Annotated in this window: 26 protein-coding genes; 15 read left to right on the top strand and 11 right to left on the bottom strand. The window is 65.8% G+C overall.

Annotated elements, in window-relative coordinates:
• On the bottom strand, positions 1-993 hold a 993-nt coding region (locus NUU27_RS11685; RefSeq protein ID WP_257762280.1), incomplete at its 3' end, for a murein L,D-transpeptidase family protein.
• Between the two features lie 428 nt (positions 994-1,421).
• Here NUU27_RS11685 and NUU27_RS11680 point away from each other — a divergent pair.
• From NUU27_RS11680 to NUU27_RS11670, 3 genes are all read left to right on the top strand, one after another.
• Entirely contained in the window at positions 1,422-2,165 is a 744-nt protein-coding gene (locus NUU27_RS11680) for an amino acid ABC transporter substrate-binding protein (RefSeq protein ID WP_257762279.1), read from the top strand.
• A gap of 211 nt (positions 2,166-2,376) precedes the next feature.
• Positions 2,377-3,051, top strand: a complete 675-nt coding sequence (locus NUU27_RS11675; RefSeq protein WP_257762278.1) for an amino acid ABC transporter permease — start codon at positions 2,377-2,379, stop codon at positions 3,049-3,051.
• Positions 3,048-3,779 carry an amino acid ABC transporter ATP-binding protein gene (locus NUU27_RS11670; protein WP_257762277.1) on the top strand — a complete coding sequence of 244 codons (732 nt, stop codon included), beginning with the start codon at positions 3,048-3,050 and terminating at the stop codon, positions 3,777-3,779. Before NUU27_RS11675 ends, NUU27_RS11670 begins: the two co-directional genes overlap by 4 nt.
• A gap of 33 nt (positions 3,780-3,812) precedes the next feature.
• Here the strand turns inward: NUU27_RS11670 and NUU27_RS11665 are convergent, their stop codons facing one another.
• The 3 genes from NUU27_RS11665 to NUU27_RS11655 are packed head-to-tail and all read right to left on the bottom strand — an operon-like array spanning position 3,813 to position 5,469.
• Positions 3,813-4,175, bottom strand: coding sequence for an SHOCT domain-containing protein (locus NUU27_RS11665; RefSeq protein ID WP_257762276.1), 363 nt, complete (start codon positions 4,173-4,175; stop codon positions 3,813-3,815).
• 47 nt (positions 4,176-4,222) lie between these two features.
• On the bottom strand, positions 4,223-4,621 hold the full coding sequence (locus NUU27_RS11660) for a rhodanese-like domain-containing protein (protein WP_257762275.1): 399 nt from the start codon (positions 4,619-4,621) through the stop codon (positions 4,223-4,225).
• Positions 4,618-5,469: a sterol desaturase family protein gene (locus tag NUU27_RS11655; RefSeq protein WP_257762274.1), complete on the bottom strand. Its 852-nt coding sequence runs from the start codon at positions 5,467-5,469 to the stop codon at positions 4,618-4,620. The genes NUU27_RS11660 and NUU27_RS11655 overlap by 4 nt, the downstream gene beginning before the upstream one ends.
• A gap of 98 nt (positions 5,470-5,567) precedes the next feature.
• On the opposite strand from NUU27_RS11655, the gene NUU27_RS11650 reads away from it, so the two are divergent.
• From NUU27_RS11650 to NUU27_RS11640, 3 genes are all read left to right on the top strand, one after another.
• A complete protein-coding gene (locus tag NUU27_RS11650; protein WP_257762273.1) occupies positions 5,568-6,227 on the top strand; it encodes a metalloregulator ArsR/SmtB family transcription factor in 660 nt (219 codons plus the stop codon).
• A gap of 275 nt (positions 6,228-6,502) precedes the next feature.
• Positions 6,503-7,168, top strand: a complete 666-nt coding sequence (locus NUU27_RS11645; protein ID WP_257762272.1) for a hypothetical protein — start codon at positions 6,503-6,505, stop codon at positions 7,166-7,168.
• Positions 7,169-7,255: 87 nt separating this feature from the next.
• On the top strand, positions 7,256-7,747 hold the full coding sequence (locus NUU27_RS11640) for a GNAT family acetyltransferase (RefSeq protein ID WP_257762271.1): 492 nt from the start codon (positions 7,256-7,258) through the stop codon (positions 7,745-7,747).
• 170 nt (positions 7,748-7,917) lie between these two features.
• Here the strand turns inward: NUU27_RS11640 and NUU27_RS11635 are convergent, their stop codons facing one another.
• The 4 genes from NUU27_RS11635 to NUU27_RS11620 all read right to left on the bottom strand — a co-directional run bounded on the left by NUU27_RS11635 (position 7,918) and on the right by NUU27_RS11620 (position 10,574).
• A complete protein-coding gene (locus tag NUU27_RS11635; protein WP_257762270.1) occupies positions 7,918-8,157 on the bottom strand; it encodes a hypothetical protein in 240 nt (79 codons plus the stop codon).
• Between the two features lie 285 nt (positions 8,158-8,442).
• Positions 8,443-9,393 (bottom strand): acetyl-CoA carboxylase carboxyltransferase subunit alpha, encoded by a 951-nt coding sequence (locus NUU27_RS11630; RefSeq protein WP_257762269.1) that lies wholly within the window; start codon positions 9,391-9,393, stop codon positions 8,443-8,445.
• A gap of 96 nt (positions 9,394-9,489) precedes the next feature.
• Positions 9,490-10,416: a site-specific tyrosine recombinase XerD gene (gene xerD, locus NUU27_RS11625; protein ID WP_257762281.1), complete on the bottom strand. Its 927-nt coding sequence runs from the start codon at positions 10,414-10,416 to the stop codon at positions 9,490-9,492.
• A gap of 8 nt (positions 10,417-10,424) precedes the next feature.
• Positions 10,425-10,574 (bottom strand): histidine kinase, encoded by a 150-nt coding sequence (locus NUU27_RS11620; RefSeq protein ID WP_257762268.1) that lies wholly within the window; start codon positions 10,572-10,574, stop codon positions 10,425-10,427.
• Between the two features lie 149 nt (positions 10,575-10,723).
• Here NUU27_RS11620 and NUU27_RS11615 point away from each other — a divergent pair, with 149 nt between their 5' ends.
• From NUU27_RS11615 to NUU27_RS11605, 3 genes are read left to right on the top strand one after another with little or no spacing between them, the layout of a single operon-like run.
• Positions 10,724-11,347 (top strand): shikimate kinase, encoded by a 624-nt coding sequence (locus NUU27_RS11615; RefSeq protein WP_257762267.1) that lies wholly within the window; start codon positions 10,724-10,726, stop codon positions 11,345-11,347.
• Positions 11,344-12,471 (top strand): 3-dehydroquinate synthase, encoded by a 1,128-nt coding sequence (gene aroB / locus NUU27_RS11610; RefSeq protein ID WP_257762266.1) that lies wholly within the window; start codon positions 11,344-11,346, stop codon positions 12,469-12,471. The genes NUU27_RS11615 and aroB overlap by 4 nt, the downstream gene beginning before the upstream one ends.
• A complete protein-coding gene (locus NUU27_RS11605) occupies positions 12,468-13,733 on the top strand; it encodes an HlyC/CorC family transporter (RefSeq protein WP_257762265.1) in 1,266 nt (421 codons plus the stop codon). Before aroB ends, NUU27_RS11605 begins: the two co-directional genes overlap by 4 nt.
• 67 nt (positions 13,734-13,800) lie before the next feature.
• Here NUU27_RS11605 and NUU27_RS11600 read toward each other — a convergent pair whose 3' ends face one another.
• Entirely contained in the window at positions 13,801-14,082 is a 282-nt protein-coding gene (locus tag NUU27_RS11600) for a BolA family transcriptional regulator (protein WP_257762264.1), read from the bottom strand.
• Positions 14,083-14,229: 147 nt separating this feature from the next.
• Between NUU27_RS11600 and NUU27_RS11595 the strand changes: the two genes are divergently transcribed.
• From NUU27_RS11595 to NUU27_RS11575, 5 genes are all read left to right on the top strand, one after another.
• Entirely contained in the window at positions 14,230-14,847 is a 618-nt protein-coding gene (locus NUU27_RS11595; protein WP_257762263.1) for a J domain-containing protein, read from the top strand.
• Between the two features lie 77 nt (positions 14,848-14,924).
• Positions 14,925-15,911 (top strand): cobaltochelatase subunit CobS, encoded by a 987-nt coding sequence (cobS, locus tag NUU27_RS11590; protein WP_257762262.1) that lies wholly within the window; start codon positions 14,925-14,927, stop codon positions 15,909-15,911.
• 10 nt (positions 15,912-15,921) lie between these two features.
• On the top strand, positions 15,922-16,269 hold the full coding sequence (locus tag NUU27_RS11585; RefSeq protein ID WP_257762261.1) for a GFA family protein: 348 nt from the start codon (positions 15,922-15,924) through the stop codon (positions 16,267-16,269).
• Positions 16,270-16,290: 21 nt separating this feature from the next.
• Positions 16,291-18,174, top strand: coding sequence for a cobaltochelatase subunit CobT (cobT, locus tag NUU27_RS11580; RefSeq protein WP_257762260.1), 1,884 nt, complete (start codon positions 16,291-16,293; stop codon positions 18,172-18,174).
• Positions 18,175-18,181: 7 nt separating this feature from the next.
• The gene (locus tag NUU27_RS11575) at positions 18,182-19,174 is read left to right on the top strand and encodes an esterase-like activity of phytase family protein (RefSeq protein ID WP_257762259.1); all 993 of its coding nucleotides are present in this window, start codon (positions 18,182-18,184) and stop codon (positions 19,172-19,174) included.
• Between the two features lie 148 nt (positions 19,175-19,322).
• Here the strand turns inward: NUU27_RS11575 and NUU27_RS11570 are convergent, their stop codons facing one another.
• Complete coding sequence (locus tag NUU27_RS11570; protein WP_257762258.1) at positions 19,323-21,074, bottom strand: hydantoinase B/oxoprolinase family protein; 1,752 nt, start codon at positions 21,072-21,074, stop codon at positions 19,323-19,325.
• Complete coding sequence (locus NUU27_RS11565) at positions 21,074-23,161, bottom strand: hydantoinase/oxoprolinase family protein (protein ID WP_257762257.1); 2,088 nt, start codon at positions 23,159-23,161, stop codon at positions 21,074-21,076. Before NUU27_RS11565 ends, NUU27_RS11570 begins: the two co-directional genes overlap by 1 nt.
• 209 nt (positions 23,162-23,370) lie before the next feature.
• Between NUU27_RS11565 and NUU27_RS11560 the strand changes: the two genes are divergently transcribed.
• Positions 23,371-24,198, top strand: coding sequence for a ferredoxin--NADP reductase (locus NUU27_RS11560; protein ID WP_257762256.1), 828 nt, complete (start codon positions 23,371-23,373; stop codon positions 24,196-24,198).
• Positions 24,199-24,281 lie beyond the last annotated feature (83 nt).

Here is a 24,281-nt window from a genome sequence, read left to right as displayed (position 1 = left end):
CTCGGGTGCCGCCGCCACCGCAGCGGGCACGGGCGTCAGGCTCGGCGGCTCGCGCGAGACGCGTTCGCCGCGGGCGCGGCGCTTGCTCCAGTCGGCGACAAGAAGGGCCTCCTTGTGGCCGGCGATCGACGGGGCTGGGCCGCTTTTGGTGCGGGCGCCGAGCGCTGTGGAGAATGCCTTGTCATATTGGGTCTGGTACTGCTGATACGCCATCATCAGCGATTCGGGCTGGCTCGTCGGCGGGCAGGCACCGGTGGGCGAGAAGCTTTCGCCTTCGGGCGCCTGGCGGTTGAACACGTAGCGCTTCTCGCAGACGTCGACCTTCGGCGGCAGCTTGGTCAGCTCGAAATGATCGTAGCCTTCCTTCAGCATCTTCCAGAAGGCGTAATTCGGGTCGTCGCGGTAGCGCGCCATGTTCTCGGCGGTCATGCGGAAGGGGAAGGCCTGGATCTGGAACTCGCGCTGGCCGCCCTTGAAGGAGTCGCGCGCGAAGGCGTAGATCTCGGCGACCTGCTCGTCGGTCATCGAATAGCAGCCGGCCGAAGAGCAGGCGCCATGCACCATCAGATGCTGGCCGGTGCGGCCGTTGGCCTGGTCGTAGGCGTTCGGAAAGCCCATGTTGAACGACAGGTAGTAGCTCGACTTCGGGTTCATCTGCGCCGGGCGGACCGTGTAGAAACCCTCCGGCGCCTGGCGGTCGCCTTCGGTGAATTTGGGGCCGAGCTTGCCCGACCATTTGCAGATGTCGTAGCTGGCGATCAGGTCGTAGCGACCGGTCTGCTTGGCTTTCCAGACCTCCAGCTTTCCCTCTTCCTTGAAGATGCGCATCATGACGGGAGAGCCCTTGCTCATCCCCTTGGCCTTCATGGCCAGCACGATGCGCTCGGGCAGTTGCCGGTCGGCCTTGGGCGAGATGTCCTCGAGCGTCTCGTTGCAGCCGGCAAGTGCCAGCGCCGCAGACAGAAAGAGTGCGTGTATGACCAGGCGTTTCATAAGTGGCTTTGTGTCCCGCCTTAAATGGCGCCCTCGCGCAGAGATTCTAGAATGGCAGTTCGCTTATAGAAAATGAAGCGTCATGCTTTAAAAATCATTACCCGCACCGTTAGGCTTTTCGCCGAACCAGAGGTCTTACCGGGGCATTTTTCGGTAGTTTGTGGCGATTTCACGGCTTCTATTGGACCATGGCCTGGAACACAATCCCCACTCCGGGGGTTGATCGGCATCGCGGCGGAGATGCCCGGTGATGAAATGGCGATCGTCGGGATGCAGAAAATGAAAATTCCATCCTACGATGCGGCTTCTAATCGCTATCGATTTTCTTTTTTCTGGTTCCAATCGCCTCAGGCATGGAAAAAACTACTCAAAGCACTATTTTCGCCGCGCTTGTCAATCAGATGCGCTGCAGCGCGATGGAGATTTCGATGCGTAAACTGGCACTCGCCGCGGCGGTCCTCGCCGCCACCCTTTCGGCCTCTCAGGCGGAGACCATCCGTGTCGGCATGTCCGGCGGCTATTTTCCTTTCACCTTCGTCAAGCAGGATAAGCTGCAGGGATTCGAAGTGGATTTCATGAACGCCGTCGCCGAAGAGACCGGCGACACGGTGGACTTCGTCACGATGAGCTTTTCCGGCCTTGTGGGCGCGCTCGAATCGAAGCGCATCGACACGATCGCCAACCAGATCACCATCACGCCGGAACGCGAGGCGAAATTCGCCTTTTCCCAGCCCTATGTGATCGACGGTGCGCAGGTCGTGGTCAAGAAGGGCAACGAGGGCGAGATCACCGGTCCGGAAAGCCTCAAGGGCCGCTCGGTCGCCGTCAACCTGGGCTCGAACTTCGAGCAGCTGCTGCGCGATCTTCCCTATGCGGACGAGATCGACATCAAGACCTATGAGAGCAATCTCGAGCAGGACACGGCGCTCGGCCGCGTCGATGCCTTCGTCATGGACCGGGTGAGTGCCACCCAGGTGATCAAGGAGACGCCACTGCCGCTGGCGCTGGCCGGCGAGCCCTTCTCGGAGATCCGCAACGCGCTGCCCTTCCGCAACGACGACGAGGGCAAGGCCCTGCGCGACCGCATCGACGCGGCGATCACCAAGCTGAAGGAAAGCGGCAAGCTCAGCGAGATCTCGCAAAAGTGGTTCGGCGCCGATATCACCAAATAGGGGCTTGCGCCAAGGCTGCGGATGACGGGTGAGGCGATTGCCCGTTCCGGCATGGACCCTCAGGCCCCGACCCGAGGGTCCATGCCGGAACGGCAAATCTCCCGCGCCGGCGCCGCCTTTCCTCAACCCGCATCGATGAGGGGCAGCACCGGCATTTGCTGCTATGGTGCGACCGATTCCACGCTGCTCCGCCACGAAAGAAGCCAGGCCCGTGAGACCGCTTGATCTGGAATACATGCTGGGGCTCGTCCCCGTGCTCCTGAAATATGTGCCGCTGACGCTGGGCATGGCATCGGTGGCCATGCTGCTGGCATTGGCGCTCGCTTCGCTGATGGCCATCGTCAGGGTGCTGCGCGTGCCCGTGCTCGACGGCTTCACCCAGGTCTTCATCAGCTTCTTCCGCGGCACGCCGCTGCTGGTGCAGCTCTTCCTGTTCTATTACGGCCTGCCGCAGGTCTTCTCCTTCCTCACCGCCATCAACGGCGTGACGGCGGCCATCATGGGGCTGACGCTGCATTTCGCCGCCTATATGGCCGAGAGCATCCGCGCCGCCATCATCGGCGTCGACCGGTCGCAATGGGAAGCCTCGCTGTCGGTCGGCATGACGACGCCGCAGATGATGCGCCGCATCATCCTGCCGCAGGCGGCGCGGGTCGCCGCCCCGACGCTGGTCAATTACTTCGTCGACATCATCAAGAGCACCTCGCTCGCCTTCACGCTGGGCGTGACGGAGCTGATGGGCGCGGCGCAGAAGGAGGCGGCCGGCAGCTTCCTCTATTTCGAGGCGTTCATTCTCGTAGCGGTCATCTACTGGGTCATCGTCGAGGCGCTGACGGTGGTGCAGCGCCAGCTCGAGGCGCGGCTTGGAAAGGCACATGCGCGATGATCTCGGTCAGGGGCCTCATCAAGCGCTTCGGCGCCAACACCGTGCTCGACGGGATCGACCTCGACATCGGCCCGGGCGAGCGGGTGGCCATCATCGGGCCGTCCGGCACCGGCAAGTCGACGCTGCTGCGCTCGCTCAACTTCCTGGAAAAGCCCGACGAGGGACAGATCACCATCGGCTCGGTCGCCGTCGATGCGAAAACGGCGACACCGGCCGAGCAGAGGGCACTGCGGCGGCAGACCTCCTTCGTCTTCCAGAACTATGCGCTTTTCGCCAACAAGACCGCGCGCGACAACATCGCCGAAGGCCTGGTCACGGTGCGCGGCTGGAGCAGGGCGAAGGCGCACCAGCGTGCCGACGAGATCCTGGCGACGATCGGGCTGTCGGAGAAGGCGCACAGCTATCCGGCGGCGCTGTCCGGCGGCCAGCAGCAGCGTGTCGGCATCGGCCGGGCGATGGCGGCGGATGCGGAGATCATGCTGATCGACGAGCCGACCTCGGCGCTCGATCCTGAATGGGTGGACGAGGTGCTGCAGCTTCTCAAGCGCGTCGCGGACGCGCGCCAGACGATGCTGATCGTGACGCACGAGATGCAGTTCGCCCGCGACATCGCCGACCGGGTCCTGTTCATGGATGGCGGCCGCATCGTCGAGGAGGGACCGCCCGACGTGATGTTCACCGCGCCCAAGGATCCGCGCACCCGGGCTTTTCTCAGGAAGGTGCTTTAGGGTCAGGATTCAAGCGCCGGTTCGGCCGAGGGCTCATTCGCCGAGGATGCGGCGGCGCTCCTCGAAATCCTCCTTGTCGATCTCGCCGCGTGCGAAACGCTCCTTCAGAAGATCGAGTGGCGTGCGGGCCGACGGCGGCGGATAGGGCGCGAAGCTGTGCCACGATCCGCCGAGCCAGCGCACGAGGAGCACGGCAAAGGCGATCACCAGGGCCAGCACCAGGATCATGAAGATCGGGCCGAAGATCATCCCGAACCATCCACCGCCCCACCCCATCATGTGCGGGCCCCAGCCATAGCGTTCGAAGTCCGGCGATGCCTGTGACCATGCGTGCGCGGGCAGAAGCGTTGTGGCGATGCCCGTCAGGGCTGCGATCGAAATCGGGGTTTGCGTCATTTCCGTGCTCCTTCAGGCATTGCGCCGGAAGGCGACCGTTCGGCCGACTATTCGGCGGTGGCTGCACCGCCTTTCCCGACCGGTCTGCCGTCCCGGTTCCATTGCTCCATGCCGCCGCGCAGGACGCTGAGATCGCTGAAGCCGGCATCTTCGAGCAGAGCTACGGCGGTGACGGAACGCTTGTCCGTCCTACACACCAGCATGACAGGCATGCCTTGAAGCGCCTTGATCTCGGTCAAGCGGCCGGGCAGCTCGCCGATGGGGATGTTGACGGCGTTTTCGAGGTGGCCCAACGGGCCGGTGAACTCCTCCGGCGAGCGGACGTCGATGATGGCAAGGCTGTCCTTGCTCGGCCGGTCTGCCAGCGTCTCGGCATCGATCCAGCGCACGGTCCTGCCGCGACGCTGCCGGCGGACCAGCCGCGGCAGAAGACGCCACGGGTTCACAGCCGGTCTTCCTTCTCCTTCCGCCGGTTGATCGGGTAATCGCTTGCCGGGCCGCGCAGCGGCTGGATCAGCATGCGATCCAGCCAGAGATCGCGCCGGGTGCGGAACTGCTCGATGCCGATGGTCATGCCCTCGTGGCCTTCGCGCGGTTGCGGCCGGTATGTGCCGAGCAGCCGGTCCCACCAGGGCAGGTTGAAGCCGAAGTTGGAATTGGTCTCGTTCGGATGGATCGAGTGGTGGACCCGGTGCATGTCGGGCGTCACCACGAAAAGCCGCAGGACGCGGTCGATGCGCGCCGGAAGGCGGATGTTGGAGTGGTTGAACATCGAGCTGGCGTTCAGCACCACCTCGAACACGAGCACGGCGAGGGCCGGCGGTCCGAGAGCCGCGACCACGGCCAGCTTGATGCCCATCGACAGCAGTATCTCAACCGGGTGGAACCGCAGACCGGTGGACACGTCGAACTCGAGGTCGGCGTGATGCATGCGGTGCAGCCGCCAGAGCGCCGGTACGGCATGGAACATGACATGCTGCAGATAGATGGCCAGATCGAGCGCCAGCAGCGAAACCACGAAGGCGATCCAGGCGGGCGTCTCGACTATGTTGAACACGCCCCAGCCGCGCTCTTCGGCCAGCACGGCAAGCCCCACCGCCGCGACCGGAAAGGTGAGGCGCACCAGCAGCGTGTCGACGACGACGACGCCGAGATTGTTGCTCCAGCGGATCAGGCGCGGGATCTCCCGCCGCCGGCGTGGCGCCGCCACCTCCCACAGCGCCATCGCCAGAAGGACGCCGACAAAGAAGGCCATGCGGATCAGCGGTTCGTTCGTCAAAAGCAGCTCGCTCATCGGGTGTCACGGGCCTTGTATCATCAACCTTGCCAGACTGGTCTGAGCCGGTTACATTCAATAAATTAATTGAATGATGTAATATCAGGTGTCGGAGAATGTCAATCGGCCCGAAGCAGGCGCTCTATGCCGCGTTCGCCAGCGTCGCCCGCGCGCTCGGCTCGCAGCACCGCCTGGAAATCGTCGAGCATCTGGCCCAGGGCGAGCGTGGCGTGGAATCGCTGGCGGAGCGCGTCGGGCTGTCGATCGCCAACGCTTCGCAGCATTTGCAGCATTTGCGGCGCGCCGGGCTGGTGGCTTCGCGCCGCGACGGCAAATATGTGCTTTACCGGCTGGCGGACGAGTCCGTGCTCGGGCTGACGGCGGCGATCTCCGGCGTTGCGGAACGCCATCTCGCCGAGGTTGATCGCATCCGGCGCAGCTATTTCGACGATCGTGACGGCATGGAGCCGGTGTCGCGCGAGGAACTGTTGCGGCGGACGCGCGAGGGCCTTGTCACGGTGCTCGACGTTCGTCCGCTCGACGAGTTCGAGGCCGGACATCTGCCCGGCGCCGTCAACATCCCCTTGAGCGAGCTGGAGGCCCGGCTCGCCGAGCTCGATCCGGATCAGGAGATCGTCGCCTATTGCCGCGGCCCATGGTGCGTGCTCTCCTTCGAGGCCGTGGCGGCACTCAGGGCCCGCGGCTTCAAGGTCCGCCGCCTTGAGGACGGCCTGCCCGAATGGCGTGCGGCCGGGCTTCCCGTCGAGGGGGCCTGACGGCCGGATCGGCTTTGGCGCCGGTCATAGTCGCCGGGCATCCGGTTCCCTCTTCGCATCCTGCCAGGCGCCGGCCGCAATCGCCGGCCGGCTGGGGAACACATCCGCGAGCGAGGGGTTGGGGCATCCGAAGCACCACTCCGCAAACGCCGAGCCGAGGAGCGAGCGCCATGGCCCAAGCGACTGCCGCCGACATTACCGGGACCGTGCATTGCGCATGGTGAAGTCCAGGCATCCGATCGAGCCGCCGTCCGAAGGCAAACGGGATTAGGACGATGCCATCCAGACCCGACACGGTGCGCGTCCTGCTCGACCTCAACGGCCGCACCTACTCTTCCGAACTCGGCATCGATGTCGAGCGCAACACGCCCTCGCCGCTTTATCGGTGGCTGGTCGCCTGCACGCTGTTCAGCGCCCGCATCAGCCAGGCCCTGGCCCTGTCGGCGGCGAAAGCCCTGTCCCAACATAAATGGAACACGCCGCAGAAGATGGCGGCCAGCACCTGGGCCCAGCGCACGAAGGTCCTCAACCAGTCCGGCTATGCCCGTTATGACGAGAGCACATCGCGCATGCTCGGCGATGCCGCCGGACATCTGCTCGACGCTTATGGCGGCGATCTGCGCCGGCTGCGCGAGGCGGCCGGCCGTGACCCGCGGCGGGAGCGGGCCCTCCTGAAGGAGTTCAAGGGCATCGGCGATGTCGGTGCGGACATATTCTTCCGCGAGGTCCAGACCGTGTGGGACGAGCTTTATCCGTTCGTCGACAAGAAGGCGCTGGCCGCCGCCAAGCGGCTCGGTCTGCCGGCAAGCGGGCGGGAGCTGGCGAAACTGGTTCCGCGGCGCGACCTGCCGCGGCTTCTCTCGGCGCTCGTGAGAACGGATCTGGCGAAGGATGGCTATGAAGCCGTGAAAGAGCGTGCCGGGCAGGAAAAGGCCGGCTGAACGGGAACGGCCTGTGCCACCTGCGGATCGCGGCCTCGGCCCGTTCCGCGATCCGATGAAACGACCATGGCGGGGATGGAGACGCCGATGGACAGGTTCTATTCGATGATCGCCCTCGTATATTTCGTCGCGGCCACGGTCGTGCTCTTGGCGCTGGCCTTCCTGCTGCTGGCGATTGCGGTGAAGGTCGCCGTTGACACGTTGTGGGGCGGCGATCTCGTCGGTTCCGCCCTGAGCAGCATCAGCCTTCTGGTGATCGGCTTCGCCGTCGTGGAGACGGCGAAGTTCATCGCCGAGGAGGAGATCCTGCGCAAGCGGGAGCTGCGTTCTTCCAGGGAGTCGCGCCGGTCGATCACCAAATTCATCACCATCATCGTCATCGCCGCCAGCCTGGAGGCCCTGGTGATGGTGTTCCAGGCGACCAGGGAAGGCATACAATACGCCATCTATCCCGCCAGCCTGTTCGTGGCCGCGATGGTCGCGCTGATCGCTCTTGGCGTTTATCAGTGGCTGTCCAGTCGCATCGAGCACAACGGAAACACTTCCGACCACGGCAACGACGGAGACCCTGACTCGTGACCGCGCGTCACAAGCGGTCGGGCATCAGCCAGCGATGGGCATAGCAGGCACGCCGCCTTTCGTCGGACAGATTCAGCGTTTGGCCTCCTCTTCGCGGCAGATCTCGTCGCACACCCGTGCCGTTTCGTTGTCGCCCGCCCCGCAGCCATGGCCGGTCGCGGGGCTGAACTCTATCCGATGCGCAAGCGGCATCTGCCATCAAACAGGATTGGCCGCTTCGAGCATTCCATGATCTCTTTCGCAAGCAGGTCCTCGAGCTCGCCGTCTTCGATCTGTAGCTCCGGCATGATGTAGCGAACCCTCGCCATCAGGTCGGAGAGCGCCACGGGAACTGTGGTCGGGCCTTTCGATATGTAGTGTCTAAGGCCAGCGCTCAACCGGGGCGGAAGCACGTTTCGGTTGACCTTCATCGTCAGCCTCCGTTCCGCTGGTTGTTCACTGTGCGCCTGCCATACCGGTGTGGCGAATCACCTATTGTTTTAACGGCCGGATGTGAATGAGCGGCGCGGCCGTTCCACGCGTTGAAAAGATCGCGCGCCGGAAGATCGCGGGACGAGGGAACATGGGAGCGGCGCGATCGTTGGGAGCATGCCCGGCGAGATGCTCCTCAACTCACCGGGTGTCCCTTCGCCAAGACGGACCCCGCGGCCTTTTCGGGTCGCGGGGTCGAATCATCGGGCTGCCCGGCGGCAATCTTACAGCGTCCGGCCGATCGCCAGGAACTTCTCGCGGCGGTGCTCGCGGTAGTCCATGTTGCCGGTCGCCAGCTCCGAGAAGCCTTTCTCGATCTGCTCGCCGGTGGCCCTGACCACGGCTTCGCGGGCGCGGTGCGCGCCGCCGATGGGCTCGGCGATGATGCCGTCGATGATCTTCAGGCCCATGAGATCCTGGGCGGTGATCTTCATGTTGGTGGCGGCGTCCCTGGCGCGGGCCGCGTCGCGCCACAGGATGGATGCGGCGCCTTCCGGCGAGATCACCGAATAGATCGAGTGCTCCAGCATGTAGACGAGGTTGGCCGTGGCGATGGCGATGGCGCCGCCGGACCCGCCTTCGCCGATGATGACGGCGACGTTCGGCACGGTGAGGCTGAGGCATTTCGAGGTCGAGCGGGCGATGGCCTCCGCCTGGCCGCGCTCCTCGGCGCCGATGCCGGGATAGGCGCCGGCCGTGTCGACCAGGCTGATCAGCGGGATGCCGAAACGCTCGGCAAGCTCCATCACGCGCACCGCCTTGCGGTAGCCCTCGGGCCGCGCCATGCCGAAATTGTGCTTCAGGCGGCTCTGCGTGTCGTTGCCCTTCTCCTGGCCGACAATGGCGACGGATTCGCCCTTGAAGCGGGCAAAGCCGGCGACGACGGCTTCATCCTCGCCGAAGGCGCGATCGCCGGCGAGCGGGGTGAAGTCGGTGAAGAGCGCGCGGACGTAATCGAGGCAGTGCGGTCTGTCGGGGTGGCGTGCGACCTGCGCCTTCTGCCACGGGGTGAGGGAGCGGTAGAGGTCGCTCAGCGCATCCTTGGAGCGCTTTTCAAGGCGGGCGATCTCGTCGGCGACATCCACGGCTTCGCCATTGTCGGCAAGCTTCTTCAGTTCGAGGATCTGGCCTTCAAGATCGGCAACCGGCTTTTCAAAATCGAGATAGTTGTACATTCATTCGCCAAATCGGAACGAGATACTGCGAAAAAGGCATCTCACTGTTGAACACGGCTGCGGCCACGAATGAGGCTCCACATAACGGTGATGGAGCTAATCGGCAAGCGGATGGTGCTTTTGAACCAGCTCAGCAAGGCGTTTTTCGAGCACATGGGTGTAAATCTGCGTGGTCGAAATGTCGGAATGGCCGAGCAGTTCCTGCACCGCGCGCAGGTCGGCGCCGTTCTGCAGGAGGTGGCTGGCAAAGGCGTGGCGCAGGACATGCGGCGAGATCTTGGCCGTGGCGATGCCGGCGCGGGCGGCGACCGCCTTCAGCTCGCGCGCGAAGACCTGACGCGGCAGGTGCCCGCTCTGCGAGCCGGCGGGAAAGAGCCAGGGGCTGTCGGCCAGCGCCTCGTGCCTGGCGCGCTCCTCGAGCCACGCCTGCATGGCGGTGCGGGCCTTGGTGGAAAGCGGCACGATGCGCTCCTTTCCGCCCTTGCCGCGCACGGCGAAGAAGCGCTCGTCGCGCAACGCCACGGTGAGCGGCAAGCTCACCAGCTCCGAAACCCTGAGACCCGAGGCATAGAGCACCTCGAGCAAGGCGTGAAGCCGCAGGGCGGCCATACGCGCCGGCGTGCCGGCCGGGGCCTGGCGCGCTTCGGATGCCGCCCGTTCGAGCAGCGTCCCGGTCTCTTCCTCGCTCAGCGTCTTGGGCAGGGGGCGGCCCTTTTTAGGGCTGTCGAGCACGCCGGTCGGGTCGTCGCCGCGCAAACCCTCGGTGTAGAGGAAGTGGAAGAACTGCCTGAGCGCGGAGAGCTTGCGCGTCTGCGTGGTGGTGGCGAAGCCCTGCGCGGCGAGTGCGGCCAGGAACGCGCGCAGATCCTCGGGGCCGGCGTCTGCCAGCGCGGTACCGCGCGCCGCCAGGTGCTGTGCAGCGTCTGCAAGGTCGCGCCGGTAGGAGGCCAGCGTGTTGTCGCTGGCGCCGCGTTCGGCGGCCATCATCTCCAGGAAAGCCTCGATGCGCGCCGCGCTGCCGATCTTCGCCGTCATTCTGGCGGATTCAGTTTTTCCGGCGGGATGCGCACGCTCATCTCGCCGGTCTGCGGCTCGACGAAGGTCGCCAGCGCCAGCATGGCGCCATAGACCAGTCCCGCCAGAACCGCGATGATGACAAGTAGCCGAAAAAGCGTCGGCATGCGTCTCCTGCCCCGTCTTTTGCGTTCCTCGTCCCTTGCCTCGTTTATGGGATGCCGGTCCCTTCAATGCAAGGGCGGCTGCGGATAGCGCTCCGGGCGGCTTGACGCAACAGTGCTTTTGTGTCGAAACCGCACATAAAGGCGCGATCATGACAGTCACCGAAACTCCACCGTCCAAGGATCTTGCAGCGCTCGGCCAGCGGCTGGGCGCGCGATCGATCGTCTTCGTCGGGCTGATGGGCGCCGGCAAGACGGTCATCGGCCGCAAGGTGGCGGAGATGCTGGGGCTGCCCTTCATCGACAGCGACCACGAGATCGAGACGGTGTCGCGCATGACGGTGGCCGAGCTCTTCACCGCCTATGGCGAAGCGGAGTTCCGGTCGCTCGAGCGGCGGGTGATCGCCCGTTTACTGAAATCGGGACCGCGCGTGGTCTCCACCGGCGGCGGCGCCTTCGTCAACGCACAGACGCGGCGGGCGGTCGCGCGGCGTGGCGTTTCCATCTGGCTGAAGGCCGATCTGCCGACGCTGATGGAGCGGGTCGGGCGCAAGCCCACCCGCCCACTGCTCAACAACCAGGATCCGGAAGCGGTCATGAAGCGCCTGATGGACGAGCGCTACCCGCTCTACGCACAAGCCGACTTGGTCGTTCATTCGCGGAACGAACCCAAGGACGTGATTGCCGGCGAGGTGATCGAGGCGCTGCTGCACCATCTGAAGGAGGAAACCCTGAGACCGGAAAACGCACGCGAGCGCGATGGAGACGCCAAATGAACCGCGCCGCCGCTGAGCCGGTCTGTGTCGGGGTTTCTCTCGGCGAGCGTTCCTACGACATCCTGATCGGGGGAGGGCTGATCGGGCGCGCCGGCGCCGAAATCGCCCGGCGCCTGCCCGGCATCCGGGCGGCGATCGTCACCGACGCCAACGTGGCCGAGCGCCATCTTGCGGCGCTCCGCGAGAGCCTTTCGGCGGCCGGCATCGAGACGCAGGCCATCACCGTCGCGCCGGGCGAAAAATCCAAGAGCTTCGACACGCTGCAGCAGGTCGTCTCGGGCATTCTGGAGGCGCGGCTCGAACGCGGGGATGCGGTCATCGCCCTCGGCGGCGGCGTGGTGGGGGACCTGGCGGGGTTTGCCGCGGGCATCGTGCGGCGCGGCATGCTGTTCGTCCAGGCGCCGACCTCGCTCCTGGCGCAGGTGGATTCCTCCGTCGGCGGCAAGACGGGCATCAACACGGCGCACGGCAAGAACCTCGTCGGCGTGTTCCATCAGCCGCGGCTGGTGCTCGCCGACACCGATGTGCTCGACACGCTGCCGGCGCGCGAGTTCCGCGCCGGCTATGCCGAGGTCGCCAAATACGGGTTGATCGACCGGCCGGAATTCTTCGCATGGCTGGAAAAGAACTGGCAGGCCGTCTTTGCCGGCGGGCCGGAGCGCGTGGAGGCGATCGCGCAGTCATGCCGGGCCAAGGCCGACGTGGTGGCGCGCGACGAGCATGAGGCGGGCGACCGCGCCCTGCTCAATCTCGGCCACACCTTCGGCCACGCGCTGGAGGCGGCCACGGGCTACGACAGCGCGCGGCTGGTGCATGGCGAGGGCGTGGCCATCGGCATGGCGCTCGCGCATCGCTTCTCGGCCCGCCTCAACCTGGCGAGCCCGGACGACGCAGCGCGCGTCGAGGCGCATCTTTCGGCGGTCGGCCTGCCGGTGAAGCTTTCCGACGTGCCGGGCGGCCTGCCTGGCGCCGAGCGGCTTTTGACCTATATCGCGCAGGACAAGAAGGTGTCGCGCGGCGCGCTCACCTTCGTGCTCACCCACGGCATCGGCCAGTCCTTCGTGGCGAAGGACGTGCCGGCCAGCCAAGTGCTTTCCTTCCTTGCGGAGAACCTTTCGCCATGACAGCGGAGATGTGGATCACCGGTGGCGTCATCCTCGGCCTGATCGTCCTGTCCTTCCTGTTTTCCGGCACCGAGACGGGCGTGACGGCGGTGTCGCGCGCCCGGCTTCATACGCTGGAGGCGAACGGCAATCAGCGCGCCGGCCTGGTCAGCCGCCTGATCGCCCGCCGCGACCGCCTGGTCGGCGCGCTGCTGATCGGCAACAACCTCGTCAACATCCTTGCTTCGGCGTTGACGACGAGCCTCTTCCTGACGCTGTTCGGCGATGCCGGCGTGATCTACGCCACGGTGGTGATGACCGTGCTGCTGGTCATCTTCTCCGAGATCCTGCCGAAATCCTGGGCGCTGGCCCGGCCCGAGCAGTTCGCCCTCAACGTCGCGCCCTTCGCGCGTGTCGTCGTCCTCCTGTTCGGTTTCCTGTCGTCGATAGCCAACGGCATTGTGCGCCTGCTCCTGTCGGTGTTCGGGGTCAATCTGTCGAGCGGCCAGTCGCTGCTGTCGGCTCACGAGGAGCTGCGTGGCACAGTCGAGGTGCTGCACCGCGAGGGCGCCGTGGTGAAGCAGGACCGCGACCGCGTCGGCGGCCTGCTCGACCTGCACGAGCTCGAAGTGTCCGACGTGATGATCCACCGCACCAACATGCGCTCGGTGAATGCCGACGACCCGCCCGAGACCGTGGTCCGCGAGATCCTGCAGAGCCCCTATACCCGCATCCCGATATGGCGCGGCTCGACCGAGAACATCGTCGGCGTGGTGCACGCCAAGGATCTCCTGCGGGCGCTCGGCGAGGTGGAGAACGATTACGCCAGGATCGACATCGGCAAGGTGGCGTCGAAGCCCTGGTTCGTCCCCGACACGACGACGCTGCAGGACCAGCTTAACGCCTTCCTGCGCAGGAAGGCGCACATCGCCATCGTCGTCGACGAGTATGGCGAGGTGGAAGGCCTGGTGACGCTGGAGGACATCATCGAGGAGATCGTCGGCGACATCGCCGACGAGCACGACGTGGAGGTGCAGGGCGTCAAGCAGGAGGCAGACGGCTCGATCGTCGTCGAGGGTTCGGTGCCGATCCGCGATCTGAACCGCGCGCTCGACTGGGACCTGCCGGACGAGGAGGCGACGACCATCGCCGGCCTCGTCATCCATGAGACGCAGACGATTCCCGACGAGAAGCAGGCCTTCACCTTCTTCGGCAAGCGCTTCATCGTCATGAAGCGCGACAAGAATCGCATCACCCGGCTGAGGATCCGGCCGTTGGCCTGACGGGGAAGGAGTTGCCTTTTAGAGCATTTATGCGATCGTCAGGTGATTCCACCTGACTGCAAATGCTCTACCAGCGCGTCGGCTCGCCGGGTGCCGCCGGCTCGACGGCCAGCGCATGGACGCTGTCCTTCAATTCGTCCGCCAGCAGCGCGTTGACGGCGCGGTGGCGCTCCAGCCGGCTCATGCCGGAAAACGCCTCTGCAACGATGCGCACGCGGAAATGGGTCTCGCCCGTGCCGTCGAAATGCTCCTGATGGCCCGCATGCAGGTGGCTTTCGTTGATGACGGCGAGCCGCTCGGGCGAAAAGGCCCGTGTCAGCTTGGTTTCGATCGCGGACTGGATGGACAATCGGGCCTCCTGATACCATATGGGGACCTGCTCCCCAATTTCCGTTCGATTCAAAGCGCTAGTTCGAACATCGGCGAAAAGTCAATTCTTGTATCGCGGCGACAAGCCGCCATACTTCCTCACTGATTTGGTGTCACGCGGTCCGATATGAAACCCTACTCGAAATATTTCGAGAAAATCCGCATCCGCCCCGATCCGAAGGCGGAGGCGAAGGCGCGCGCGCCGCGCTGCCAGTGGGACGGCTGCGAGGAGGCCGGCCTGCACCGCGCGCCGGTGGGGCGGCACAAGGAAGGCGAATATTTTTGCTTCTGTGTCGATCACGCGCGCGAATACAACAAGAATTACAATTACTTCTCGGGTCTCAACGACACCGAGATCGCGCGCTACCAGAAGGAGGCGCTGACCGGGCACCGTCCGACCTGGAAGATTTCCGGCAGCGGCACGGCACGCGCGGCGCCCGACTATTCGCCGCTGCGCTCGGGGCGCGCCGGCTATCACAACCGCATGGGCGACCCCTTCAACCTGTTCGGCGAGCGCCGCGAGGCGGCGCAGACGCGCCAGCGCAGGCTGCGGCCCCTTGAGGCCAAGGCGCTGGAAACGCTGGGCCTCGGCGCACAAGCGACTGGCGAAGAAATCAAGGCGCGCTATAAGAGCTTGGTGAAGCGTCACCATCCGGATGCAAATGGCGGCGACAGAGGCTCGGAAGACCGGCTCAGAAACGTGCTCGAGGCTTACAGGCTGTTGAAACAGGCGGGTTTCTGTTAAAGACCCCGTCTGTTAAGACGCTCCGGAAAAAGAACAGTTCAAGCGATGCAGGCGAGGGCCTGGCCGCTGGAGGCATGATGAACAGAATTGACCGCGATATCGCCAACCTGCCCGATACGACCGTTTCGGTGAAAGAGACCTTCGGCTTCGAGTCCGATCTGGTCGTGCCCGCCTATTCGGTGGCCGACGCCCACGTGCCGGACGTCGATCCCGACTATCTGTTCGACAAGCCGACCACGCTGGCGATCCTCGCCGGCTTCGCCCACAACCGGCGCGTCATGGTCTCGGGCTATCACGGCACCGGCAAGTCGACCCATATCGAGCAGGTGGCCGCCCGCCTCAATTGGCCCTGCGTGCGCATCAACCTCGACAGCCATGTCAGCCGTATCGACCTCGTCGGCAAGGATGCCATCGTCGTCAAGGAGGGCAAGCAGGTCACCGAGTTCCGCGACGGCATCCTGCCCTGGGCCTATCAGCACAATGTCGCGCTGGTGTTCGACGAATACGACGCGGGCCGCCCCGACGTCATGTTCGTCATCCAGCGCGTCCTGGAATCCTCTGGCCGCCTGACCCTGCTCGACCAGAGCCGCGTCATTCGGCCACATCCGGCCTTCCGCCTGTTCGCCACGGCCAACACGGTCGGCCTCGGCGACACGACCGGCCTCTATCACGGCACGCAGCAGATCAACCAGGCGCAGATGGACCGCTGGTCCATCGTCACCACGCTGAACTATCTGCCCCACGACGACGAGGTGGCCATCGTTCAGGCCAAGAACAAGCACTACCAGAACGACAAGGGCCGCGAGATCGTCTCGCGCATGGTGCGCGTTGCCGACCTGACCCGCTCGGCCTTCATGAACGGCGACCTGTCGACCGTCATGAGCCCGCGCACCGTCATCATGTGGGCCGAGAACGCCGAGATCTTCGGCGATGTCGGCTTTGCCTTCCGGCTGACCTTCCTCAACAAGTGCGACGAGCTGGAGCGTTCGGTGGTGGCCGAGTTCTACCAGCGCGCCTTCGGCGAGGAACTGCCCGAATCGGCAGCCAACGTGGCGCTTAGCTGAAGGATGATCCATGCGGTATGAAGGCGGATGCCATTGCGGTGCGGTGCGCTACAGCGTCGAGGTCGACCTGGCGAATCCGATCACCTGCAACTGTTCCTACTGCAGCAAGCGTGGCAGCATCCTCGCCTTCGCGCCGGCCGGTAACTTCTCGCTTGAGAAGGGCGAGAGCAGCCTGACGGAATACCGCTTCAACACAAAGAGGATCGCCCATCTTTTCTGTTCCACCTGCGGCATGCAGTCCTTCGGCCGCGGTGCGATGCCGGACGGCACGGAGATGGTGGCGGTCAATGTGCGTTGCCTCGACGGCGTCGATCCGAACACGCTGACGACGCAAGAATTTGACGGCCGCTCACGCTGAGTCGGCCAGGATGAGACGATCGTGAGCCATTCCAACCGCAAGCCGGGACAGCCAGCCGAGGCCCCGCTCGATCCCTTCAAGCGGGCCGTGGGCATCTGCATGCGGGCGGTCGCCGGCGATCACGAGTTCGAAGTCTCCTTCTCCAAGGACAAGCCGGCCCTGACGGGCGAGCGGGCGCGCCTGCCGGACCTGCCCAAGAAGCCGTCGGCCGAAGCGCTGCGCGTCACGCGCGGGCTCGGCGATTCAATGGCGTTGCGCCATGCCCGCCACGATGCCAACCTGCACCGCCGCCTGGCGCCGGAAGGCCGCGAGGCGCGGGCGATTTTCGATGCCGTCGAACAGGCCCGCGTCGAGGCGATCGGCGCCAACGCCATGCAGGGCATGGGCGACAATCTGGCGGCGATGCTGGAGGACAAATACGCCCGCGCCAACCTGGCCGAGGTGACCGACAAGGCCGACGCGCCGCTCGAAGAAGCGATCGCGCTGATGGTGCGTGAGAAGCTGACCGGCCGCCCCGTGCCGAGGAGCGGCGAGAAGCTGGTCTCGCTGTGGCGCGGCTGGGTGGAGGACAAGGCCGCCGCCGACATCGACGCCCTGTCGGGGCAGATCAACAATCAGGATGCCTTTGCCCGCGCCGTGCGCGATCTTCTGACCTCCATCGACCTCGGCGAGGAGCTGGCCGAGGAGGAGCAGACCGAGGAGAGCGACGACGACAGCGATGCGCCCGAGGCCCAGGAGCAAGCCGAGGAGAGCCAGGAAGACGATTCCGGCGGCGAGGAGAGTGAGGGCGAGGAGTCGAGCGGCGAGAGCGACGACACCGAGACCGGCGAGAGCGAGGCGGGCGACACGACCGCGGAGGACATCTCCGAGGACGACGAGATGGATTCGGAGACGCCGGGCGAGGCGCGCCGTCCCGACAATCCGTTCGACCAGGCCGCTCGCGAGATCGACTACAAGGTCTTTACCGGCGAGTTCGACGAGACGGTGGGCGCCGAGGAGCTGTGCGACGAGGAAGAGCTCGATCGCCTGCGCGCCTTCCTCGATAAGCAGCTCGCCAATCTCTCGGGTGTCGTCGGCCGGCTTGCCAACCGCCTGCAGCGCCGCCTGATGGCGCAGCAGAACCGTTCCTGGGATTTCGATCTCGAAGAGGGCGTGCTCGACACGGCGCGCTTGCCGCGCCTCGTCATCGACCCGATGCAGCCGCTCTCCTTCAAGCAAGAGCGCGACACCAATTTCCGCGACACCGTGGTGACGCTGGTGCTCGACAATTCGGGCTCCATGCGCGGCCGGCCGATCACCGTCGCAGCCACCTGCGCCGACATCCTCGCCCGCACGCTGGAGCGTTGCGGCGTGCGCGTCGAAATCCTCGGCTTCACCACGCGGGCCTGGAAGGGCGGCCAGGCGCGCGAGAAATGGCTGAAGGAGGGCAAGCCGGCGAATCCGGGCCGTCTCAACGATCTGCGCCACATCATCTACAAAAGCGCCGATGCCCCCTGGCGGCGCGCGCGGCGCAATCTCGGCCTGATGATGCGCGAGGGGCTGCTCAAGGAGAACATCGACGGCGAGGCGCTGCTTTGGGCGCATCAGCGGCTGATCGCCCGGCCCGAGCAGCGCAAGATCCTGATGATGATCTCGGACGGTGCGCCGGTGGACGATTCCACCCTGTCGGTCAATCCTGGCAACTATCTGGAACGGCATCTGCGCGGCGTCATCGAGCTCATCGAGACGCGCTCGCCGGTCGAGCTTCTCGCCATCGGCATCGGCCACGACGTGACGCGCTACTATCGCCGCGCCGTGACCATCGTCGATGCGGAGGAACTGGCCGGGGCGATGACCGAGCAGCTCGCCTCGCTCTTCGAGGAGGAAGGCGCGCGCCGTGGCGGTGCCTTGCGGCGCACTGGCTGACAGGCGAATGCGCCGCGCGCTCCTCTTCGCCGTGGCGTTCCTCGTGGCGACACCGCTGCACGCCGAGGAAGCCGCCATCCCCATGGCGGTCAACGCTGCGCCCATCGCCCATTTCCAGATCGGCTCGCGGGAAACCCGTTTCGGCCCGCTCGAATTCGTCGGCGGCCTTTCCTTGACCTCGCCGGCCGATCATTTCGGAGCCTTCTCGTCCTTCCGCTTCGCAAGTCCGGGCGCCGAGTTCATCGGCGTCGCGGATACGGGCTTCTGGTTCTTCGGCCGCCTCACCCGGGACGCGGCGGGCAAGCCCATCGGCTTTGCCGATTTCAGCATGCAGGCGATGGTCGATGGCAACGGCGCCACCACCCGCGAGAAATGGACCACCGACGCGGAGGGGATCGCGCTCAAGGACGGCCTCGCCACCGTCAGCTTCGAGCGGGTGCAGCGGATAGCCGATTTCCAGGTGGTGCGCGGGGCGATGGGCGCAGCGGTCCGCGATCTCGATTTCCTGGTGCCGCGCCGCGAGCTGCGCAACAATCGCGGCTTCGAGACGATCGCCTATGCGCCGGAGGGCGGGCGGCTCGGCGGTGCGCGCGTCGCCGTCGCCGAGCGCAGCATCGACGGCAAGGGCAATTGCTTCGCCGCCGTGCTCGAAGGGCCGGGCAAGGGCATTTTCACCGTCGCCCGTCACGACGGCTTCGACATCACCGACGGCGCCTTCCTGCCGGACGGCGATCTTCTTCTGCTCGAGCGGCGCTTCTCGCTCGCCGATGGCGTCGCCATGCGGCTGCGGCGCATCGAGGGCGAGGGCATCCGGCCCGGCGCGCTGGCCGACGGCCCGGTGCTTCTCACCGCCGATATGGGCTATCAGATCGACAATATGGAAGCGCTCGACGTGTGGGTGCGCGAGGACGGTGCGACCATGGTGTCGGTCATGTCCGACGACAACCACTCACTCCTGCAGCGCAATCTCTATCTGGAGTTCCGGCTGGTGGAGGAGTAGGCGCCGCCTGCACCAGGCACCCTCGCCCTTCGACAAGCTCAGGATGAGGGTTACTGAGAGGTGGGCGGCCGAACGTCGCGTAGCGCAGCCGTTCCAACAGCCCTCATGGTGAGCTTGTCGAACCACGAGGGCGCTTGGCAAAGCAACCTCAGTCGCCGCGCTTCGCCCGCGTCGCGGCCTCGTCGACGGCCGTCCCATCCCCGCTCAACACCACGCCGAACAGCTCTTCGGCCTCATCCGCCGTGTAGTAGCCCAACGCCACGTCCCGCAGCACCTTTTCCGGGGCGCGCCTGAACGGATCGCCATAGCCGCCGCCGCCGGGCGTGCCGACCGCCACACGGTCGCCGGCCTTCAAGGGAATATCCTGCTCCTTGGAAAGATGCGGCGGCACATGGGGCTTGCCGTCGCGCCACACCGTCACCTCGTTGACCTTGCCATCGGCGCCGCCGAGCACGCCCTGCGGGCCGGTGCGGCCATGGTCCATGACGAAGGAGGCGCGCGCCTCGCCGCGCAGGAGCTCCACCTCGTAGGCGAGGCCGAAACCGCCGCGCTGGGCTCCCGCGCCGCCCGAGCCCTCGCGCAGCGCATAGCGGCGGTAGAGCACGGGGAAGGCCTGTTCCATCACCTCCACGGGCGGCGATTTCGAGATGCCGATGGTCGAGCAGCCATTGGTCAGCCCGTCATGGTCGGCATTGCCGCCATAGCCGCCGCCGGAGATCTGATACATGACGAAGTCGCGGCCGCGCGCCGGGTCGTTTCCGCCGAGCGCGAAATTGCCGCTGGAGCCGGCCGGTGCTGCCGTCACCTTGTCTGGTAGCGCCTTGACCATGGCGGCGAACACGGCTTCGGCGATGCGCTGCGAGACCTCCGCCGCGCAGCCGGACACCGGGCGCGGGTAGCGCGCGTCGAGGAAGGTGCCTTCCGGTCGCTTGACGATCAATGGCTCGAAGGCACCGGCGCTGAGCGGCACTTCCGGGAAGATGTGGCGCATGGCCAGATAGACCGAGGACAGGGTCGTGGCGAGGACGCTGTTCATCGGCCCGGCGCAGGGCGGGCTCGATCCTTCGAAGTCGAAGGTCAGCGTGTCGCCCTTTTTTTCGACAGCCAGCGCGATGGTCAGCGGTGCGTCCACCACGCCGTCCGAATCCACGTAGGCCGCGCCGCGATAGACGCCGTCGGGGATGGGAGCGATGAGCGCCCGCATCTGCGTTGCCGCGCGCTCGCGCAGCTCGGCGATCGCCTGGCGCACGGTGTCGTCGCCATACCGGTCGAGCACCTGCGCCAGCCGCTCGGCGCCGACCTCGAGGGCGGCACCCTGGGCGCGGATGTCGCCGATGCGCTGGTCGGCCACGCGGATGTTGGAGGAGATGATGGCGTGGATCTCCGGGTCGAGCTCTCCCTTCTTGAAGAGCTTGACCGGCGGCAGGCGCAGCCCCTCCTGCTCGACCGCCGTCGCCGAGGCGGAGAAGCCGCCGGGCACGGCGCCGCCGATGTCCGGCCAGTGGCCGGTGTTGGAGAGCCAGCAGAAGATCCTCCCGTCGCGCCACACGGGCATGGCGAAGCGCACGTCCATCAGGTGCGTGCCGCCCAGATAAGGATCGTTGACGATGTAGATGTCGCCGGGCTCCGGAGCCGCCGTCAGGCCCGCCGCGATGCGTTCGACGAGCGTCTTCGTGGAATGCTGCATGACGCCCACGAAGACCGGCAGCCCGCCCGCCCCTTGCGCGATCAGCGCGCCGTCCTCGGCCGCATAGATGCCGTCGGAGCGGTCGTTGGCTTCGGCGATCACCGGCGAGAAGGCGGCGCGCGAGAAGGTCAGATCCATCTCGTCGCACACCTGCTGGAGCGCGGCCTGGATGACGGAGAGGGTGATGGCGTCGAGGGTTGGGTTCGTCACCATCATCCAGCCCTCCCGACGCTGATTAGTATGTTCCCATCCTTGTCCGAAACCGCCCGGTCGCCGGGCTCGATCACCGTCGTCGTGTCGAGCTGCTCGAGGATCGCCGGCCCTTCGATCACCGCGTCGAGCGGCAGTTTCTCGCGGGCGTAGACGGGCGTGTCGTGCCATTGCCCGGTAAACCAGACGCGGCGCGTTTCGCTTTGCGCTTCGGCGACGCTGCCCATGCGCCCGGCCGGATCGATGAGGCTGGCAAGGTCGATGCCGGCGCGCACGCCGATCACCGAGGTGTTGAGGTTGACGAGGTTGGCGCGGATTTCCGGCAGCCGCACCTTGAAACGGGCGAAATAGGCTTCCTCGAACAGGCGCTGCAGCGTCTCGCGGTCGACCTTCGGGCCGGGCAGGGGAACGTTGATGAGATGCGTCTGGCCGACGAACTGCATGTCCGCCGTGTGCACGCAGTCGATGCGCTCGGGCTGCACGGTTTCCTTGGCGATCAGCGCTTCGCCGTCGGCGCGCTGCGCGGTCAGGACGCTGCGCACTAGGTCGAGGTCGAGGCTCGCCACCGGCCGGTTGACGGTGCGCACGAAGTCGTGCCTCAGATCCGCCACCACGCAGCCGAGCGCGTTGGTGATGCCGGGCCGGGCCGGCACCATGACGCGCGGGATGCCGAGCTCGCGGGCAAGGGCCGCCGCATGCAGCGGGCCGGCGCCGCCGAAGGCGAACAGGGCGAAGTCGCGCGGGTCGTGCCCCTTGCCGAGCGACACCATGCGGACGGCGCCGGCCATCTTGATGTTGGCCATGCGCAGCACCGCGCCGGCCGCCTCGACGCCGGACAGGCCAATGGGCTTGCCGAGCCTGTCGGCGAAGATCGCCTCCACATCGGCCACCGAGACCGGATTGTCGACGGAGAGCAGCTTGTTCGGATTCAGCCGGCCAAGCAGCAGGTTGGCATCGGAGATGGTGGGTTCCGTTCCGCCGCGCCCGTAGCAGATCGGGCCCGGCTTGGCACCGGCGCTGCGCGGACCGACCTCCAGGAGCCCGGCATCGTTGACGCGGGCGATCGAGCCGCCGCCGGCGCCTACCGTGTGCACGTCGACCATCGGCACGTGGATGGGCATCGCATATTCGACTTCGATCTCGTTGGAGACGGCGGGCCGTGCGCCGCGCACCAGCGCCACGTCGGTGGAGGTGCCGCCCATGTCGTAGGTGATGAGATTGTCGACGCCTGCCCGGCGCGCCGTGAAGGCCGCCGCCATGACGCCGGAGGCCGGCCCCGACATGACGGTCTTTGCCGCCTCGCGGGCCACATGGGCGGCCGAGATCATGCCGCCATTGCCGTTCATCACCAGAAAGTCGCGGGCGTAGCCGAGACCCTTCAATTCGTTGGAGAGCCGGGCGACGTAGCGCTCAAGGATCGGCTGCACGGCGGCGTTGACGGCGGCCGTCACACCGCGTTCGAACTCGCGCGCCTCCGAAAGCAGCGCATGGCCGGTGGTGATGTAATCGTTGGGCCAGATCTCGGCGGCGATCTCGGCGGCGCGCTTTTCGTGGGCCGGATTGGCGTAGGCGTGCAGGAAGTGGATCACCAGCGACACGCACCCGGCATCGAGCAGCGCCCTGACGGCGTCGCGCACCTGGCCCTCGTCGAGCGGGGTCAGCACGGCGCCGGTGGCATCCATGCGCTCGGCCACCTCCAGGCGCAGGTTGCGCGGGATGACGGGCGTGAACGTGCCGGTCATGCCGTAGGCCTGCGGCCGCGTGCGGCGCCCGAGCTCGATGATGTCACGGAAGCCGGCGGTGGTGATCATGCCGGTCGGCGCGAGCTGCCGCTCCAGAACGGCATTGGTGGTGGTCGTCGTGCCGTGCACGATGAGGCCGATCTGCGAGGCCGGTACACCGGCTGCCTGGATGGCGTTGACGACGCCGAAGGCCTGGTTCTCGACAGTGGTCGGGGTCTTGGCAACGTGGACCCGAGCGCCCATATCCGGACCGGCACGCGTGTCGATGAGGATCAGGTCGGTGAAGGTTCCGCCGACATCTATGCCGGCGACGACAGTACCCGAATTGATGCCTTTTTTCTCATCCATGGGGAAATTCCGGAATAGGAAACCTTTTTTGACCCGCTGATTTGAAATAGGTGTCGGAACCCGTGAACCTTGACCTGAAATTCATTTGTATACTAATAATCTCGGCAGGCAAGGGCTCAGGCAAGAGCTGCCGTCGATGCCGGGTTTGAGGTTTGCATCCGCGTCAGAAACAGGCATACAGATTTCCGACCGAACGAGGGAAGTGATCCATGGACAGCGCCGCGCTTCGCGAGACCCAGGCCGAGAAGGCCCCCGAATTTCCGATACCCGCCGGCTGCCATGCCGAGCGCGTCGTTTCGGTCAAGCACTATACGGATCGCCTCTTCTCGTTCCGCATCACCCGTCCGCAGAGCTTCCGCTTCCGCTCCGGCGAATTCGTGATGATCGGCCTGCCGAACGCGCAGAAGCCGGTCTTCCGCGCCTATTCCATCGCCAGCCCCAACTGGGACGAGGAGATCGAGTTCTTCTCCATCAAGGTGCCGGACGGCCCGCTCACCCAGCATTTGCAGAAGATCCAGCCGGGCGACGTGGTGCTGATGCGCCAGAAGTCCACCGGCACGCTGGTCAACGACGCGCTGACGCCCGGCAAGAACCTCTACATGATCTCGACCGGCACGGGCATCGCGCCCTTCGCCAGCCTCATCCGCGATCCGGAGACCTACGAGAAGTTCGACCGCATCATCCTCACCCACACCTGCCGCGACGTGGCTGAGCTCGACTACGGCAAGGAGCTGGTGGCGGCTCTGAAGGACGATCCGCTGATCGGCGAGCTGGTCGAGGGGCGGCTTACCCATTTCACCTCCACGACGCGTGAGCCCTCGCCGGTCACGGGCCGCATCACCACGCTGATCGAGAATGGCGAGCTGTTCAAGGCGCTCGGCACCGAGCCGTTCAACCGCGAGAACGACCGCGTCATGATCTGCGGCTCGATGGCGATGCTCAAGGACGTCAAGGCGCTGGTCGAGAAGGCCGGGCTCAAGGAAGGCTCCAACGCCGAGCCGGCGGACTTCGTCGTCGAGCGCGCCTTCGTCGGCTGAGCGGCGGCACTCCGCATCGCTGTAGATCCTTGAATCTGCGCATTGTGCTTTCCAAAAATCGATTCCGATGTTCGGGCCGATGC

The organism is Nitratireductor sp. ZSWI3 (assembly GCF_024655565.1).
Taxonomy (GTDB): Bacteria; Pseudomonadota; Alphaproteobacteria; order Rhizobiales; family Rhizobiaceae; genus Nitratireductor.
Note: the sequence above shows the minus strand (reverse complement) of the source record. Positions and strands in the feature narration are given on the sequence as shown.

Excerpts from the sequence above, each read along its gene's own strand:
- NUU27_RS11570 (WP_257762258.1), bottom strand. The coding sequence starts at position 21,074 with ATGGTGACGAACCCAACCCTCGACGCCATCACCCTCTCCGTCATCCAG.
- NUU27_RS11650 (WP_257762273.1), top strand. The coding sequence starts at position 5,568 with ATGTCAATCGGCCCGAAGCAGGCGCTCTATGCCGCGTTCGCCAGCGTC.
- NUU27_RS11620 (WP_257762268.1), bottom strand. The coding sequence starts at position 10,574 with ATGCCGACGCTTTTTCGGCTACTTGTCATCATCGCGGTTCTGGCGGGA.
- NUU27_RS11645 (WP_257762272.1), top strand. The coding sequence starts at position 6,503 with ATGCCATCCAGACCCGACACGGTGCGCGTCCTGCTCGACCTCAACGGC.
- NUU27_RS11595 (WP_257762263.1), top strand. The coding sequence starts at position 14,230 with ATGAAACCCTACTCGAAATATTTCGAGAAAATCCGCATCCGCCCCGAT.
- NUU27_RS11670 (WP_257762277.1), top strand. The coding sequence starts at position 3,048 with ATGATCTCGGTCAGGGGCCTCATCAAGCGCTTCGGCGCCAACACCGTG.
- NUU27_RS11585 (WP_257762261.1), top strand. The coding sequence starts at position 15,922 with ATGCGGTATGAAGGCGGATGCCATTGCGGTGCGGTGCGCTACAGCGTC.
- NUU27_RS11680 (WP_257762279.1), top strand. The coding sequence starts at position 1,422 with ATGCGTAAACTGGCACTCGCCGCGGCGGTCCTCGCCGCCACCCTTTCG.
- NUU27_RS11605 (WP_257762265.1), top strand. The coding sequence starts at position 12,468 with ATGACAGCGGAGATGTGGATCACCGGTGGCGTCATCCTCGGCCTGATC.
- NUU27_RS11565 (WP_257762257.1), bottom strand. The coding sequence starts at position 23,161 with ATGGATGAGAAAAAAGGCATCAATTCGGGTACTGTCGTCGCCGGCATA.
- NUU27_RS11665 (WP_257762276.1), bottom strand. The coding sequence starts at position 4,175 with ATGACGCAAACCCCGATTTCGATCGCAGCCCTGACGGGCATCGCCACA.
- cobS (WP_257762262.1), top strand. The coding sequence starts at position 14,925 with ATGAACAGAATTGACCGCGATATCGCCAACCTGCCCGATACGACCGTT.
- NUU27_RS11640 (WP_257762271.1), top strand. The coding sequence starts at position 7,256 with ATGGACAGGTTCTATTCGATGATCGCCCTCGTATATTTCGTCGCGGCC.
- aroB (WP_257762266.1), top strand. The coding sequence starts at position 11,344 with ATGAACCGCGCCGCCGCTGAGCCGGTCTGTGTCGGGGTTTCTCTCGGC.
- NUU27_RS11630 (WP_257762269.1), bottom strand. The coding sequence starts at position 9,393 with ATGTACAACTATCTCGATTTTGAAAAGCCGGTTGCCGATCTTGAAGGC.
- NUU27_RS11635 (WP_257762270.1), bottom strand. The coding sequence starts at position 8,157 with ATGAAGGTCAACCGAAACGTGCTTCCGCCCCGGTTGAGCGCTGGCCTT.
- NUU27_RS11560 (WP_257762256.1), top strand. The coding sequence starts at position 23,371 with ATGGACAGCGCCGCGCTTCGCGAGACCCAGGCCGAGAAGGCCCCCGAA.
- NUU27_RS11615 (WP_257762267.1), top strand. The coding sequence starts at position 10,724 with ATGACAGTCACCGAAACTCCACCGTCCAAGGATCTTGCAGCGCTCGGC.
- NUU27_RS11655 (WP_257762274.1), bottom strand. The coding sequence starts at position 5,469 with ATGAGCGAGCTGCTTTTGACGAACGAACCGCTGATCCGCATGGCCTTC.
- NUU27_RS11575 (WP_257762259.1), top strand. The coding sequence starts at position 18,182 with ATGCGCCGCGCGCTCCTCTTCGCCGTGGCGTTCCTCGTGGCGACACCG.